The following is a 16772-nucleotide window of genomic DNA, read 5'->3' as shown; positions in this document are numbered from 1 at the left end:
TCGCTTCAAGACCTGGACAGGTACTGCTCGCGCTTCAAGTGACGCACCAGCACTTTGCCCTCGGGGCCCAGGGTGGTGCCGAAGCTCACGCGGTGCCCGTCTTTCAATTGCAGGTCCAGGGCATATTCAAGATGCCCCGGCAACGTCTGGGGCAGCAGTTCGACCGCCACCGCCGCCAGACGCGGTTCGTACTTCAGCAAAGTGGCGGTCATGGTGTTGATCAATCCATGGGCGGTGGCGGGCAACCCTTGCAGGATCAGGCCCATGTCCGGCAACCCGTAATCCGGCAGATGGCTGAGCGCACCCGCGCGGCTGTTTAGGATGCGTTGCACGTTATCCAGTACGGACAGGGTGTGCTGGTCCTGCTCGCTCACGCGATGCAGTTCGAGCTCACCCTCGAAATTTTGCAGCAGCAGTTCGTAAAGCGAAGGGTTGGGCTCGGTCATGGCTCAGTCCTTCCCCAGGGGCCGCAGCGTCAGGCGGTTGTCTCCCAGCTCGATCACCCGCGCCCGATCCGGGTCCAGGTCGTCGCGCGCCAAGGTCAGGCGCCACGTGTTGAGCCGGGTATCGGGGTCTCGGAACAAGGCCACTACCGTGACGAACCGTGTGTCCGCATCCATAGGCACATTCAGTTGCGTCCCCTCCTCCGGTCTCAGCACTACCGAGCGTTTGTCCAGCAACGCGCTCGCCAGAAGTTGATCATCATCGGCCAGCAAACCTTCGTAGGTGGCCAGCTCCACCGCCTTGTTGTCGCGCAGTTGGTAAACCCGTATCAGAGTCGGCACCGACAACCCACTCATGTCGCGGGTCTGGGTGTTCAACGCGGTGCGCGCGCTGAAATCCAGGTGCAGGGTTTTGACCTGCTTGTAGAAGATCGCCCTGGCAGTCGACGCCGTGCCGTCCGACACCGTCTGCGCCAGGCCACACCCCGCGAGCGCCAGCGCAGTCGCCGTCAGCATCAATGACTTAGAAACGGTACGCGACATGCTGCGTCTCCCTATTGCACGGGTTAATCGAAAGGCCCTGGTAGCGGCCAAGGTTGATCGAAAGGCTGTCATCAACCGGCGCCTGCCAGGCATCGCCGCGCCACCCGAGCACACCGTTCATGCCTAGCCGGATCGGCGCGTGCCCCAGCACCGGTAAAGGCAGGCTGCGCACCGGCAGTGACAACTGCAATTTCACCGTGCATCGCCAACCCAGGTAGACACGTAGCAGTACCAGCAAATCGCGATACAACTCGCCATCCGGCAACCAACCACGGGCTTGCAGGTGGTCGTCGGTATAGAGCGCCAGGCGCAGCTGGCTGTTGGCGTCCTGGCCGACGCTGCCCAGCGGCATACCCTGGGACAAGCTCACCGGACGTTGTCGGGAAAGGCTGGCCGGGTGCGCCAACGTAATGCGTTGCGCCCAGTGCGCAGTCACCTGCGCCTGGGTGTCGGGGGCCAGCAACTTGACCAATGCCATGATGCCTTCGGCATTGCGCGTGGGCAGGCGCATCACACTGAGCAATGCCAGGAAACGCGAGACCGGCGTAGCGATCTGTCGCGCAGTGCCGGGAATGCCCAGGCCGATCAGGCCCAACAGGCATTGCGAAGTTGCATCGGTGCCGCCGGCTTCGAACGTTGCCGGGTAGGAATACTTGCGCCAGATCCGGTAGAGCTGGGTGAACAGCCGGTGATTGAACATGTCCAGGAACGCTTGCAGCGCAGCATGACCTTCCCGGCGTTGCGCGATGTCATCCAGAAATGCCGTCGGCATCGGCGAGTCGACCCCGTACAAACCGAGCAAGCGTGTGCGTACCGTCGCTGGCCGCTCAGGGCATACGTCATCGATTTCGATCGCCTTCAACTCGCTGGCCGGAAATCCCATGCCCGGATCAGGCCGAAAGCGCACGGCATCGTCGGCGGGATGCGCGGTGCTGCCCAAAGGTGGTTGCCCCGGTAACGCCTGCTCCAACAACTGGCAAAACCGATACAGATTGGCCTCGGCCACTCGCGGTTGCAGGGCGTCCAGCAAACCGACGGCTTTCAGCCGGGAATACGCTGACTGTGGTTCTCGTTCCATCGCAGGCACTTTCCAGTAGGTTGCAGGATCAGCGTGAGCTGGGTGAACACATGAATATCGGCATACAGAGCAAAGAAACGGTTGAGCATTTCGCCGAACAGGCTGATGTCGCCCTCCCCCGAAAAGCCATGGGCGTCCAGGGTGATTTCGATATCAACCCCGCGCAGCAAAAAGCCTTTCTCGAACCGCTGCACCAGGTGATGCCTGACCTCGACAATCGCGGCCAGGCGACGCCGATTCAGCTCACTGCCAGTCCAGTCATAAAGCGCGAGCGTGCCCCTCAGTACCTCGGCATCGCCCAGCATCGGCAGGAAGTTCGACCCCAGGTGGCTCAGCACCCGCCAGTGAAAGCGGTCACGATTCGGCGGATAGCACGGCAAGGTCGGCGCACACAGGTTGCGCACGCGTAAAGCAGTTTGAGTGGACTGCACTGCGGTATCGAGCAGCGTGCTTTGCAGGGCCTTGCGCGGTAACTGACCGTGAGTCCCGGTCAGGCGCAACGAGAGATTTTCCTGCTCAAGCAGGCGGTCTTTGTCGAAGCCTTCGCCACCCAGGACCAACCAGGTGTCGTGCAGGCCATTCGCCGCGCGCTTGAGACGCGTATGGAAGTAGCGCTCCGGCGCTTCATCGCGCAGCATGCCGCCCTTGTGCCGAAAACTGGTGAATGGCACATAGTCCTGGCGCTCGCCGTTTCTCGACGCGGTCACGCGGTCCACTGAATAAATCTCCATATGGCCATCCTGCAAGCGCATGGGGCGCAGCAGGTAGTCGGTTTGCAACGGCGCCAGGGTCAGCGGGTCGGCCTCCAGCGGGAACAGGTTGATCACCGGCACGGCGTGCAGGCGGATGTGCTCGCGGGTCAGCTCGAAGGTCGAGGGCCAGGGTTCACGCAGCACCACCTCAAGCTCGAACCACTCGGTGTCGGGGGCAAGCTGCAAGTGCTCCAGACCACACAGGGTCACGAACATGAACTTTTCGCGGAAGCTGAAATACTCCAGCAATAACTGATAGCCGCTGAAGGCGCTGTCACCCTTGGGCCACAGCCGGTCCTCTTCAGCAAAGCCCTTGGGCGCAAAATGCGCGGTGACGGGCTGGCGCTCGGTGTGGCCGGCCCAGCGCACATACATCGCCTGGGTGTTGAGGGTGAGCGCCTGATGCAACGCACTGGCCAGGGGCGCATCGGCGTTGAGGTACAGAGGCAGTCGGCTGAGGTCGATCTGGCTCCAGTCGGTCAACGCTCCGCAGGAAAAACGTAGGCGCAACACTGAGCGGCCGTCCGGCTCAAAGCCCCGCCCAACCGCGACCAGAGCCAGTGGCCGCAGGGTCAGGTCCTGGGTGGTGGTGTAGCGGCAGCGTGTACGGTGTGGCCCGATGGGTTGTGACAGCACTTCGAAACCCTGGGCGATCAACTCGCTGCCTTTCATCTGCGCCAGTTCCGGCACCAACTCGACCACCGACAGCGACGCAATGGTGCGCAGGTAATGCGGCCACAGCAGGCTGACCAACCCTTCGGTCAGCTCCGGCAGGTCATCGTCGAGTTTCTCCCGCAGGCGGCCCATGAGGAACGCAAAACCTTCGAACAGGCGTTCCACGTAAGGGTCCTGCGCGCCTGGTTTGTCGAGGTTGAGCTGTGCGGCCCGATCCGGGAACGCCTCTGCGAACTCCTTGCCGGCCTCGCGCAGGTAGCGCATTTCGGCGTCGAAGTAGTGCAGCGTCAGATTGTCCATGCTCACAGAAAAACTCCTGGTGTATGAGGGTCAGCCGCAGAGCACTGCGGCGCGTACCGGGTCGATGGCCACGAGCGCCGCCAGCAATGTTTCCATGCGCCGCGCCAGGGTGGGTTTGTCGGCGTCGTTGCGCTGGGCTTTCACGCGCAAGAGCTTGAGCAGGCGCGCCTTGACCTCGAAATTCAGCTCGGGCTCCCACTCGCCCAACGCCTGGCGTTGCGCGGTGGCGTCCAACTCCCCGAGCAGGTGGACGGCCAAGTCGCTCTTGCCATACTGTTCGGCCACCCGCGCCATCAGCAGGCGCAGCAGCCAGCGCTGGCGACCGGTGTGGATACCAGGGCGCGCGGCCAGCCAGGCGAGCGCATGGTCCACGCCGTCACTGTCAGCCTGGGCGATGGCCTCGCCTTCCAGCGACAGGACGTCGCCGTTGTCTGCCGCCGCAGCCACCGAGGTAACGGGCAGCCACGGCTGGGGTCGGTTGCCGCTGACATGCTGGACGATCCATTCGCGGGTGGTTTCGTCCGCGAAGGGACTCCCGTCGCTCCAGCACAACACCTCCAGCCCCGGCAGGCGTTCGAGAAACATGCCCAGGTCGCGCTTGGTGATATCGCCCCAACCGTTCTGGGGCGCAGGTTGTTTGCTCAAGGCCTGGTACAGGTACCACTGCAGATCGAGCCAGAAATGGTTCACACCTTCGGCATAAATCCGCTCGACCTGATCAATCAACTCGGCCCAGTTCTGTTGCAGGTACAAGCGCTTGAGCTGTGCCCGATAGTCCCCTCTCGGCGGTGCCAGCCGCGTGTGGTTGTTCTCCTCTTGAGGCGGCGCCTGATGCACCGTGTCCCAGCGCAGGCTCTTCATCAGGCGATGAGCCGCCAGCCATCCCAAGGGTTGCTCGCGCAGGTAAACAGCCAGGGCCCGACCGCTGTCGAGCAGGTCGCGTCCGGATTTGATCGACGTGACGGGCAAGGCATTGGCTTGCGCCGAGGACTCGTGGCTGGCGGTGTTCTGCGGCACCAGCGCCTCCGTCCCGCCGGACTGTGCCAACCGCGCGGACAAGGCGGTATACAGCGGTTCCAGGTTTGGCCTTTGCCCCTGCGGCCATGTACTCAAACCACGCTCAAGCCAGGCAAGCGCCGCCGCGGTACGCTCGGCTTCGGCCTTGACCACCTCCGGGTACAGCAGCAGTGTGTCCAGCACCTTGCTGCTGGCCAACCATTCCAGGGCCATCCTGCGGCTTTGGGGCCGGGCTGGCAGCACCGTTTCGGCAAAGCGCTCAATCAACGCGGCCAACAGGCTGAGGCCGTCGGCCAATCCGGCTTCGCCCTCCTTGTGCAAGCGCGCCCATAGGTAGTAAGTGGCGACACGCAGATCTTTGCAGCTCTGGTGCAGCAGCTTTTGCGCCAGTTGGGCGACCTGCCCGGCATCGGCACCGGAGAGCTTGCTGACTTCGTCGCGCATGCGCTGGAAGTCATCGTCGTAGCCAGGGTCTTTGCCGACGGGAAACTCGGCGCTGATGGGTTGCAGCCAGGGTTGCCAGTGGTCGGCCTGTTCGTGGGCGACGCAGAGGGCATCGCGGGTGCCCAGGCAGCGGGTGATCAAGGTGCGAAGGCTCATGGGAAACTCCCGTTTTGTGCGTAGGCTGCCTGGCTGTCGGGCTCGCTGAGAAATATCTGCGCGGGCAACGTGAAGCCTCTCAACGTGAGCAACGCCAACGGCCCTGCGTCAAATTCGGTGCGCAGGTGCCAGGTCAGGCTTACGCCATCGGGCGCCGTGAGCAGCAGGCGATAACGACTGTCAGCGTCGTCCAGCGGCGTGACCTGGGCGTTTTCCAGCCAGCGGATCAGGCCCCAGGTGCCGGGGTAATCGCCGAACAGGCGCTCGCCGGCATGCACGCTGGTCCAGCTCAGGCTTACGCCGGGATAGTCGCTGTGGCCGGGCCATTGAAAACGCTGCCAGCTTTCCTTCTGGTTGAAGTACTGATGCCGGTCGCCGTTAAGGATGAACGTGGTCTGCACCACATCGCGCACGGCTTTGCCTTGCAGCTCGAAGCTCAGCCCCATGCCGCCGTCGGTGTAGAGCAAATCGGCGAGGTTGCTGAGGTGGTTGATGGCGCCGAGAAACTGCGGATTGAAACGCAGCCCCTGACTGTGGCGTGGATCGGCGACCCACTGGCTGCCCTCCTTGCGCAATACACCGCTCAGTTGCCGCTGTAGAAACTGCTCGATGCGCCCCGAATCCGCGCGGATCATCTGCCCCAGCATCGGCAACGAGGCATCGCTGGCCGTGGCCGCAAACGGGTAGCGACTGGCGAAGGCCGCGTTCCACGGATTGACGATGGAGCGCTGCCATTGGCTGTTCAGGCCGGCGGCCGACGGTTGCAAGACCCGCTGCCAGGCCTGCTCCAGCGGCTGCACGAACAGCGTCTGCGCCGCCCCGCTCCACTGCGCGCCCAGGCTGGCGGCGAGCAGGCTGCCGTAGGCCTGGGTGTCGGTCAGGTCTACACGGCGGCCTTGAAACACGGTTTGCGCCAGCGCCTGCGTCATTTCCAACGGGTCGGGCGCGGTGCTGACTTGCTGGAGTTTCAAGCGCACCCGCGTCACCTGGGTCAGGAACGCCTGGAGGCTCAGGCCGTCCGTGTTGTTCTTGTCCAGCAGCGCCAACAACGGGCCGAAGGTCGCCGACAGCGGGTCCTTGATTTCGCGCACAGGGACCTTGTCCTGGCCAATCAGCCTGTGTGCGGATGCCGCCAGCGAATCGACCAAGGCCTCGGTGCGAGTGCCAGCCTGCGCGTGATAGGCCACGGTATTCATCAGCGCAATCAGCGGTGACTGGCGCACATCGCTCATCAGCGTCAACTGGTCGATGGACTCGTCAAGGCTCGCCGCCGGTTGCCAGCGCAGGCTGTTGAGCAGGTCCAGCCAGGCGCTGGCATAGTCCTGGAAGTAGCGCTCGGCAAGGCGCTCGCGTAATTGGTCGGGGCGTAATCGGGTGTCGACGTCGGCGGGTTTGTCGCTGAGTACCCAGTCGATTTCCTCACGACGGGCGTCGGCGATGTCATCGATGGCTTGGCGCACCTGCCCCTCCCACGCTTGCCGGGTAAAGACGCCGGGCACGCTGGCGTCGCTGGAAAACAGCGCAAAGGCATCGGTGTCGCCGACCAGTTGGTGCAGGTCAAGGGCCGGATAGTGAGTGGCGGCGTCATCGAGCAGTTGCTGGTACAGGTTGGCCTCGGCATTACGCTGGCCCAGTTGGCCCAGCAGGATCTGTCGTACGTGCGCGATCAGCCGCGCGTCAGGTTCGATGCGCCAGGTCGGGTTGGCGGCCAGGTGCTCGGCATAGAATCGCCAAAGCGCGGGCGACAAGGTTTGCAAAAGACCTGGCGTAACTCCTGGGCGGGAGGGCTCAACGCTGCCCAGGGTTTTGACCAACAAGTCGGCATCAGCTTTGTCCGGACGCGCCATCATCAGGTAGGCCTTGAGCGGGTCATAGGCCTCGCGGGCGCGCTCGGCACGCTCTGGGTTATCCGCTTGCAGCCGGACCAGCGCGCTGAGTTGCTGACGAAGGCTTGCGGCGGCCGGGTCGCGGATCAGGCGGTTGTTGGCCTCGACGTAGCGCGGCCACACCGTTTCCAGCAGCGCCGGGTTTTGATTCAGGCCGAAGCGCTGGTACCACGGTGCACCGTGTTGAACGCGATCATCCAAGCGCGCCAATTCGCGGACCAGTTCGTTGAGGGCCTGGAGCTGTTCGTCAGCCTGGGAAGCGTGCTGCAAGGCCTCAACCGAGGCTCGAACCTGCTGGATCTGGGCGCGATTGCTGATAAAGGCCAACAGCAGCCCTGCGCTCCACAGCATGGCCACGCCGAGGGCCAGCACATACCCGATTCGCGGCACACTCCAGCCGAATCGACGATGATTGAGGGGCTTGTCATCGAGCACACCCTGCCAGGCGCCATCCACCGGCCAGAAATGTTCGGGCATGTTGTTGATCGGCAACACCGGCAGACTGAACCACACCCCACGCAACGGCACACCGGGGGCCAACTCGCCAGCCAGGGGCGCCAGGGTGTGACACCAACGCGCAATGCCCTCGTCCTGCAGATCCCGCGACAGGCGCAGCAGGAAGTCATGGTTCATGACCGCGTTCATCTGCGCCAGGCCCTCGCGGCGCAAGGGTTCCACCAGACGTGTCAACGCATTTTCCAACACCGCCGGCGTAAAGCGAGCAGGCAAATGACAGCCGACCGGTTGCGCCATGCGCCCGGCCTGACGCCATTGGCTGTCGCAGACCTGCCACAAGTACAGCGGCAACTGCCAGCCAACGCGTTTGGCCAGGCGTTGCGACTGCCGCACACCCGCGCCCATTGCCGCATCGTCGGCGGCCTGGTTTTTATCCAGCGCCCAGACCACCCCATCCAGCGCCCGCCCGCGGCTCAGGCCTTTCCAGCGCTCGGAGAATGATTGATCCAACGCCGCCTGGGCGCTGCCGCCCCAGAGCAGAACGGTACGTTGGCCTTCCAGCCAGAAGTGCTTGGTCAGGGTTGGGGCGAGGGCTTCGATTTCAGCGGGCTCGCCGATGACCAGTAGCAGGCGGGTTTTTTGGCGCCAGAAGAGGCCGTATTGAGTGCGCAGGCGGGCGCGCAACTCTGAAAAATGAAGATTCTTTTGGCGAGGCGCCATCATCGGTGCATCTGACGGGGCATAGACATTGTTCGCTTGCCCATATCGCCGGCGATTCTGACGTTCTAAAAATGCCACTAGCCTTGGTAGGTTATAACCCGCCAGCGCGAGGAGGATGATCAATAAAAAAGCCAATACCTTGTGCGCATGTTCAATCAACCCGACCCGCTCACCGAACGTCCAGATCAGCCAGCCCAGCAGTAGCAAAAACGCGGTGCCCCATATTGCTGCGCCCACGTATCGCCACGAGTGACTCCAAGCGTTCATGCCAACTCTCCCGTAGTAACGGTACTAACCCAGTGCCCTGATTGTTCCCGGGCCAATACCAACAAAGGCGCGCGCTGATGCTGGGCCACCTCCACCGCAAGCGCGCTCACCAGCCAGTGACCGAGCGGCCCCGGCAGCCCGCTTAAATCCTCCTGAATCCATTGCTGCTCGACGCTCAGCGAAGCGCCATGGGCGCCAGCGACAGCAAGTATTTCACCAGTCAATGGTTGCCAGGCCGCGCTGTCGGCCAGCAGACCGGTTGCCTTGCAGGCAGTTGCCTGGGTTTGCAGCAACAGCGGTAGCTCGCTGTCCAGCGCACCGATATCCAATGGCATAGGCCTTGACAGACCCGCCGTGATGGGAAGTTCAAGAGCGATTGCCAGCCTGTCCGGACATAGGAGCAAGGCTGCGAGCCCGTCGGAGTAAGCACCTTTGCCATGCACCTGTAGCACCAGAATGAGCTCGATGACCGTGCTGCCGGTCTTTAGGGTTTCGTCGATCCAGCTGTACGACAATTCATCAGCCGTGCAGATCATCGCGGGAGGCGTTCGGTTTATCGCGTCACTCCAGACCCGCCGTAACCTATCGCTCAGGCCATCGTAATAACCGGGATCGACATCGCTGAGCAGTGTCACCCGCAACTTCTGCCCTGAAGGCAGCGCTTTAATTGCCGACGCCACAGCGTGGATCAGCATCTGTAACCCGGCCTGGGCTCGCTCCGTTTCCACAGGCAAGACAGCAATACGCCGTGCTTGCCCGGTACGGGAAGGCAAGCCGGAAGGAGCTTGAGTCAATACACGCGCAGACACCTGATCCGGCAGCAGTACACAACTGGCGCAAATCGCCATGTGACGCCGGGCCCAGCCTTGCCAGGATTGCTGCGCTTCGTGTGCGCTTTCCTCAAGAAGCTGGTGATGGCTTAGCGCTCTGCCATAGACATGGGCACGGGCACCGAACGCCAAGAGCCACACCAACAACGGCATACCGGACAGTACCCGGACATCGAGCGCATGCAGCAACGACACACGTTCGGAGGAGTGCAAAAAAAACAACAGCACACACGCCAGCAACGCGACGACGGCCGCCCATAACCAACGCCCCAACAAGGGTGGCTTCGGCACATCCGCCAACGCGGATGGCTGACGATTCCAGCCCATGACTAACCCACCCCGCAATCGGGAGCGCTGGAAATCAGTTGGCAACCGCACTCACAACGACAGCCATTGACCACCATCGCCCGCCCCCCCTCAGACCAATCCGGGCTGCCGTCAACAATCCGGTTGACGCCATGCCCCGGCAGCGGGCAGCGCACCTCATCGCCTACCAATGCAACCCGTTTGCCATTAACGATGGTCGTGGATGAGGCCGATATGACCTCACCACCATGGGTGGTTTGATCACCTAATAAAACAAAGCCTTGGGACATCAACATTTCGCTCCATGGGTCATGTGTTCAAGTGCCCCATGCACTCAAACTTTCTTCAACGCTTGACTCGGTGAACGTCGCCACCAATTAAAAAGCAATGGGCCAACTTCTTATAACGAAGCAAACACAACTTGAATGCGTAATCGTCGACACCGAAAGCGCGTGAAAAAGATCACGGCTTCCATACAGGGAACTCAACTTCGCGCAAGGGATGAACGCTGCTCGGCAAGGGTTGCGTGAGCCCCTTATTCGTTGTTCTTTCACGGGAAATTCGCCCGTCAGCGCCGACCAGTCGATAGTCATATATCGGCAGCGCATTACCCCACTCATCCACAATAAGGTACTGCCCGAAACCAGGCTTTTCAGGGGACGGAATCCACTCGGGTAATAACCGTGGGCGACGGTCTGGACATCTTTCGTATTGCCAAACCGATAAACATTCACGGGCGCGTCCTGTGCGCAGGCTTTGTAGTTTCCAGAAGTCTGGTTGCGACTGACGTTCCTCCACTACGCTCCCGTCGGGATAGGTGAATTGGGTGTGGTTACCCTCTTTTTTCTCTTTTGGCTCAGTGGAGTAAACAGCAAAGCCCGAATGCAGAACGGGTTCAAAATGGACACGCCGAGCTTGTAACGCTTGATACTTGAGATATATATGTCCCTCACCAGCCAAGCTGATGTATTTCTTATAGCCACCAAGAAAAGACTCACTTATCCACGGGTAGTAATCCTTCTTGATCGTCAGATCACCATCAACCTTGAAATCAGCTCCTCCCCGTGGTGAGTCGTTGTAGTCAAATATCACGACCACACCGCCACCTCCTCCAGCGCTCACGTTCTCGCCAAAACGCGTTGGATCGGCATACTCCACACCAAAGGTCACATTCGCCAAATGCCAGCGACACGCCCCTCCACCATCCTTTGGCAGCTCCACCTGGTAAAGATCGCTCTCTCCTTGACGCTCCAGTTCCTTGTAAACCGACTGATGCCCATCCCGTTCCATGCGTTGGCCGCTGGGGCCGCGTCTGATGCTCTTACAGATGGGCGAGCGATACATCACCCACATGGTTTCGGTTTTCAGTTCCTTGGGCAGTTTCACCGTGACGGTTATTGTTTCGCTGTTGGCCGGCGGTGCCAGGCTGTAGTCCTGGCGGCAGCCGCTGACGCTGAAAAACATCACGCACAAAACCATTAACCGGCGCTGCAATATGGGCCTGCGCTTGGCGGCATCCACGGACTCGACAATCGAACTTGGCATGGTCGACCTCATCACTTCCATACAACAGGGAAAACAACTTCGCGCAAGGGATGAACGCTGCTCGGCAAGGGTTGCGTGAGCCCCTTATTCGTTGTCCTTTCACGGGAAATCCGCCCGTCAGCGCCGACCAGTCGATAGTCATATATCGGCAGCGCATTACCCCACTCATCCACAATGAGGTACTGCCCGAAACCAGGCTTTTCAGGGGACGGAATCCACTCGGGTAATAACCGTGGGCGACGGTCTGGACATCTTTCGTATTGCCAAACCGATAAACATTCACGGGCGCGCCCTGTGCGCAGGCTTTGTAGTTTCCAGAAGTCTGGTTGCGACTGACGTTCCTCCACTACGCTCCCGTCGGGATAGGTGAATTGGGTGTGGTTACCCTCTTTTTTCTCTTTTGGTTCAGTGGAGTAAACAGCAAAGTCCGAATGCAGAACGGGTTCAAAATGGACACGCCGAGCTTGTAAGGCTTGATACGTGAGATAGATATCGCCCTCACCTACAAGACTAATTCGCTTCTTATATCCACCCAAAAAGGCTTCTTTTATCCAAGGGTAATACTCTTTCTTGATCGTCAGATCACCATCAACCTTGAAATCAGCTCCTCCCCGTGGTGAGTCGTTGTAATCAAATATCACGACCACACCGCCACCTCCTCCAGCGCTCACGTTCTCGCCAAAACGCGTTGGATCGGCATACTCCACACCAAAGGTCACATTCGCCAAATGCCAGCGACACGCCCCTCCACCATCTTTTGGCAGCTCCACCTGGTAAAGATCGCTCTCTCCTTGACGCTCCAGTTCCTTGTAAACCGACTGATGCCCATCCCGTTCCATGCGTTGGCCGCTGGGGCCGCGTCTGATGCTCTTACAGATGGGCGAGCGATACATCACCCACATGGTTTCGGTTTTCAGTTCCTTGGGCAGTTTCACCGTGACGGTTATTGTTTCGCTGTTGGCCGGCGGCGCCAGGCTATAGTCCTGGCGGCAGCCGCTGACGCTGAAAAACATCGCGCACAAAACCATTAACCGGCGCTGCAATATGGGCCTGCGCTTGGCGGCATCCACGGACTCGACAATCGAACTTGGCATGGTCGACCTCATCACTTCCATACAACAGGGAAAACAACTTCGCGCAAGGGATGAACGCTGCTCGGCAAGGGTTGCGTGAGCCCCTTATTCGTTGTTCTTTCGCGGGAAATCCGCCCGTCAGCGCCGACCAGTCGATAGTCATATATCGGCAGCGCATTACCCCACTCATCCACAATGAGGTACTGCCCGAAACCAGGCTTTTCAGGGGACGGAATCCACTCGGGTAATAACCGTGGGCGACGGTCTGGACATCTTTCGTATTGCCAAACCGATAAACATTCACGGGCGCGCCCTGTGCGCAGGCTTTGTAGTTTCCAGAAGTCTGGCTTCGATTGGCCGTCGGCTACGACGCTGCCGTCGGGATAGGTGAAAACGGTGTAGTTTCCCTCTTTTTTTTCCTTTGGCCCCGCCGAATAGACGACGAAATCCGGGTGTATGACCGGTTCGAAATATACTTGCCGCGCCTGTAAAGCCCGATAACTAAGGTAGATGCTGCCCTCGCCGGTCAAGCCCACAGTTTTTTTATAAGGTCCCAAAAACTCTTCATCGACCCAAGGGTAGTAATCCTTCTTGATCGTCAGATCACCATCAACCTTGAAATCAGCTCCTCCCCGTGGTGAGTCGTTGTAGTCAAATATCACGACCACACCGCCACCACCTCCAGCGCTCACGTTCTCGCCAAAACGCGTTGGATCGGCATACTCCACACCGAAGGTCACATTCGCCAAATGCCAGCGACACGCCCCTCCACCATCTTTTGGCAGCTCCACCTGGTAAAGATCGCTCTCTCCTTGACGCTCCAGTTCCTTGTAAACCGACTGATGCCCATCCCGTTCCATGCGTTGGCCGCTGGGGCCGCGTCTGATGCTCTTACAGATGGGCGAGCGATACATCACCCACATGGTTTCGGTTTTCAGTTCCTTGGGCAGTTTCACCGTGACGGTTATTGTTTCGCTGTTGGCCGGCGGTGCCAGGCTGTAGTCCTGGCGGCAGCCGCTGACGCTGAAAAACATCACGCACAAAACCATTAACCGGCGCTGCAATATGGGCCTGCGCTTGGCGGCACCCACGGACTCGACAATCGAACTTGGCATGGTCGACCTCATCACTTCCATACAACAGGGAAAACAACTTCGCGCAAGGGATGAACGCTGCTCGGCAAGGGTTGCGTGAGCCCCTTATTCGTTGTCCTTTCACGGGAAATCCGCCCGTCAGCACCGACCAGTCGATAGTCATATATCGGCAGCGCATTACCCCACTCATCCACAATGAGGTACTGCCCGAAACCAGGCTTTTCAGGGGACGGAATCCACTCGGGTAATAACCGTGGGCGACGGTCTGGACATCTTTCGTATTGCCAAACCGATAAACATTCACGGGCGCGTCCTGTGCGCAGGCTTTGTAGTTTCCAGAAGTCTGGCTTCGATTGGCCGTCGGCTACGACACTGCCGTCGGGGTAGGTGAATTTAATGAAATTTCCAAGTTTATGTACCTTTGCCCCCTCTGAGCTCACCACAAAATTCGAATACAGTGTGGGTTCGAAATACACATAGCGAGCTTGTAACGCCTGATACATGAGATAAGTACTGCCCTCACCTGCCAAACTAATACGTTTACTGTAGCCACTTAAAAAATTCTCATGTAACCAAGGGTAATACTCCTTCTTGATTGTCAAATCCCCTTCGGCCTTGATATCAGCTCCTCCCTGTGGAGAGTCGTTGTAGTCAAATATCACGACCACACCGCCGCCGCCTCCAGCGGTCACGTTCTCGCCAAAACGCGTTGGATCGGCATACTCCACACCGAAGGTCACATTCGCCAAATGCCAGCGACACGCCCCTCCACCATCTTTTGGCAGCTCAACCTGGTAAAGATCGCTCTCTCCCTGACGCTCCAGCTCCTTGTAAACCGACTGATGCCCATCCCGTTCCATGCGTTGGCCGCTGGGGCCGCGTCTGATGCTCTTACAGATGGGCGAGCGATACATCACCCACATGGTTTCGGTTTTCAGTTCCTTGGGCAGTTTCACGGTGACGGTTATTGTTTCGCTGTTGGCCGGCGGTGCCAGGCTGTAGTCCTGGCGACAGCCGCTGAGGCTGAAAAACATCACGCACGCGAAACTGAGCAGTCGGGTAAACCCGGTTTCGACCTTTAGCGAACTGATAGGCTTAACCATAAATTTTCTCGTAATACGCTTTGGGGTCGGCAATGGCATTAAAGCGTTGCAGCGCTTCCGCTCCGCCCTCCATTTGCTGGGTGACATGCAGGGCCTGGTCTACCAGGGCCTGCAAGTCGAGAAAAATGCGACTGCGGGCCAATTCGTCTTCATGAATGCTCCCGTAGTAGTCCTTTATCTGCTGTTCGAACTTGTGCCTCTCTATCTGCCGCTCCAGTAACGGATCGCGCTCGGCGTCAATCGATTCCAGTAATTGGTTGTGGATATAGGGTTGGTATTGCGACATGTAATGATCGCCAATACGCGGCATTCGCCACGTCGTCGGGAGGCTGTAGCGCGGGAAGAACCGGGCCCGGCTTTCTGCAGTCAGGGAGGTATTGAGGCGCTGCGTGGCCTGCTCAGCCTGCTGATCACTGTCCTCGCTCAAGCTTGGCACCAAATACAACTTGGCTTTTATCGGCAGTTCATAAGTGAGCGTGCTGCGATAAGGCGAGCCGTCAGGTCTGCGGTAAGCGGGGTATGGGGTGAATTCTTGTTGCTGGTGTTGTTCGGTACGGAGAAACAGGGCGATCTCACCGTGATGGCTGTATGGGTCTTCATGCTTGAACAGGGCGCTGGTAACAGCTTGACGTAGCGACCAACTAAACCCGGCCAGCAGGCCCATAGGGCCGTAGATGTCATACAGGTAGTTGTCCAGCGCGGCCTCGGGGGGCACGCGAGGAATGGCGTCCATGTCGTTGACATGGCGAAAGTGCCAGAGGTCGCCCAGGAATTGCACGGCGTGGAGAGTGAAAGTGCGGGGCATGCCGTAGGTGTAGAGCAGAGGATTGTAGTCTCTCAGCGAAGCAGCATGGATGAGGCCTAGAGCACCGCCGAGACTATGGCCACAGATGAATAATTTTTTAGCACGAGCGCCTCCAGGAATCGTCTTGCCCAAATCCGTATCAAAAACTCTTCTCGCCACCTCAAAGGCATCACGAAACCCAAGATGCACACTGCCCACAGAAGTAAGGTTAGGACAAGGAACCTTCGGCTCGCAAACCGCAGCGATTTCAGGCTTCACGGGACGAAAGGTCGCATCAGTAATTAAATCTGCGACCCCTTCCATTTCAGTACCGCGCCAAGCCACCAAAACCTGAGAAGCACTGATAGCGTAAAACAGCTGAGTGTGACCTTCCGGTGGATCTGCCTTACCAGTATCCAAGGGTTCAACCGTGACATAACAATCACTAAAAGGCACATCCGTCACGACACAGGGCCAAGCCTGGCCGTTATCCCAGACCCGAGGTGTACGAGACAGATCCAGGCATTGCTGCTCGAAGAACTGATTCACGGACCCCAGTTCGTGCTCATCCCGATTGCTATACGACAAAATACTCATCAACCCCAAGTTGTAGGCATTGACCAGGCTGTACTCAGGCTGGTGATGCAACACCAGAGACCAGGCGCGAAAAGGGCAGACTTCCAGCACATGGCGACGGTCCAGTTCCTCATCGCTGACGGTGAAGCCGCGCCAGCCTGGATCAGGAAAGTGAAAGGCCGGGGGCCGCTCGGGATCTGGCACAGGCGGGTCAAGAGTCGGCAACTTGTCGCAGAGTTGGCCGATACGCAAATAGTGATAGCCATGCCCGGCAGCGAGCGCCTGCTGCTCGACGGGCGAGAAGCCCGAGCGTTGCGGGCCGTACATCGGTGTGCAGTCTCCAACACCCGGCCGGGGGGGCTCGGCACGTTCGGCACGCAAGCGACGGTTCTTCAGTTGCTCGGCCAGCGGGTTGGCCTGCATCAGAAGCGTAATGGCCAGCGGATGCAGGCCTTCAATGCGAATCACGCCCTCGGCATCGCTGTAGCCAACAAACTCGGGTACAAAACCCTCGCGAGTGGCTTCATTCCTCGCGTAATAGGGCAGGTTTGCCAAGGGCTCGCCCTGCTCGTCCAGCAACTGGAACTCAATCCAATGCTTTATCTGTTCACCGCCAATGAAATCCTTGTACGGATTAAGGGTATCTGTACGGTGCATTGGATCGTTCATGTCATGCCTCAATAAAAAATTATATTTTCAGGTCATTATCAGATTGATCGAGTTG

The 16772-nt window shown here is 59.4% G+C and carries 13 protein-coding genes; all 13 read right to left on the bottom strand.

Features of this window, described 5'->3' with window-relative positions; all coding sequences use genetic code 11:
* Window positions 1-5 precede the first annotated feature (5 nt).
* Window positions 6-446: a type VI secretion system baseplate subunit TssE gene (gene tssE, locus AB3G88_RS11285; RefSeq protein ID WP_099585136.1), complete on the bottom strand. Its 441-nt coding sequence runs from the start codon at window positions 444-446 to the stop codon at window positions 6-8.
* Between the two features lie 3 nt (window positions 447-449).
* Window positions 450-986, bottom strand: a complete 537-nt coding sequence (gene tssJ, locus AB3G88_RS11280) for a type VI secretion system lipoprotein TssJ (protein WP_480454049.1) — start codon at window positions 984-986, stop codon at window positions 450-452.
* A complete protein-coding gene (tssG, locus tag AB3G88_RS11275; protein WP_480454048.1) occupies window positions 967-2064 on the bottom strand; it encodes a type VI secretion system baseplate subunit TssG in 1098 nt (365 codons plus the stop codon). The genes tssJ and tssG overlap by 20 nt, the downstream gene beginning before the upstream one ends.
* Window positions 2028-3797, bottom strand: coding sequence for a type VI secretion system baseplate subunit TssF (tssF, locus tag AB3G88_RS11270; RefSeq protein WP_191948439.1), 1770 nt, complete (start codon window positions 3795-3797; stop codon window positions 2028-2030). Before tssF ends, tssG begins: the two co-directional genes overlap by 37 nt.
* Before the next feature lie 24 nt (window positions 3798-3821).
* A complete protein-coding gene (tssA, locus tag AB3G88_RS11265) occupies window positions 3822-5408 on the bottom strand; it encodes a type VI secretion system protein TssA (RefSeq protein WP_480454046.1) in 1587 nt (528 codons plus the stop codon).
* A complete protein-coding gene (locus tag AB3G88_RS11260; protein WP_480454045.1) occupies window positions 5405-8737 on the bottom strand; it encodes an ImcF-related family protein in 3333 nt (1110 codons plus the stop codon). Before AB3G88_RS11260 ends, tssA begins: the two co-directional genes overlap by 4 nt.
* Entirely contained in the window at window positions 8734-9894 is a 1161-nt protein-coding gene (locus AB3G88_RS11255; RefSeq protein WP_480454044.1) for a KPHS_23130 family T6SS system protein, read from the bottom strand. The genes AB3G88_RS11260 and AB3G88_RS11255 overlap by 4 nt, the downstream gene beginning before the upstream one ends.
* A 2-nt stretch (window positions 9895-9896) precedes the next feature.
* Window positions 9897-10163 (bottom strand): PAAR domain-containing protein, encoded by a 267-nt coding sequence (locus AB3G88_RS11250; protein WP_112196948.1) that lies wholly within the window; start codon window positions 10161-10163, stop codon window positions 9897-9899.
* Window positions 10164-10335: 172 nt separating this feature from the next.
* Window positions 10336-11418, bottom strand: coding sequence for a hypothetical protein (locus AB3G88_RS11245; protein WP_480454043.1), 1083 nt, complete (start codon window positions 11416-11418; stop codon window positions 10336-10338).
* A gap of 11 nt (window positions 11419-11429) precedes the next feature.
* Window positions 11430-12512: a hypothetical protein gene (locus AB3G88_RS11240; RefSeq protein WP_480454041.1), complete on the bottom strand. Its 1083-nt coding sequence runs from the start codon at window positions 12510-12512 to the stop codon at window positions 11430-11432.
* A gap of 11 nt (window positions 12513-12523) precedes the next feature.
* The gene (locus AB3G88_RS11235) at window positions 12524-13606 is read right to left on the bottom strand and encodes a hypothetical protein (protein WP_480454040.1); all 1083 of its coding nucleotides are present in this window, start codon (window positions 13604-13606) and stop codon (window positions 12524-12526) included.
* An 11-nt stretch (window positions 13607-13617) separates the two neighbouring features.
* Window positions 13618-14688, bottom strand: a complete 1071-nt coding sequence (locus tag AB3G88_RS11230; RefSeq protein WP_480454039.1) for a hypothetical protein — start codon at window positions 14686-14688, stop codon at window positions 13618-13620.
* Window positions 14681-16717 carry a lipase family protein gene (locus AB3G88_RS11225; protein WP_480454038.1) on the bottom strand — a complete coding sequence of 679 codons (2037 nt, stop codon included), beginning with the start codon at window positions 16715-16717 and terminating at the stop codon, window positions 14681-14683. Before AB3G88_RS11225 ends, AB3G88_RS11230 begins: the two co-directional genes overlap by 8 nt.
* Window positions 16718-16772 lie beyond the last annotated feature (55 nt).

The sequence above is a fragment of the Pseudomonas arvensis genome (genome assembly GCF_056688935.1).
The sequence above is the reverse complement of the archived record's forward strand: the minus strand, read 5'-3'. Positions and strand labels throughout refer to the sequence as shown.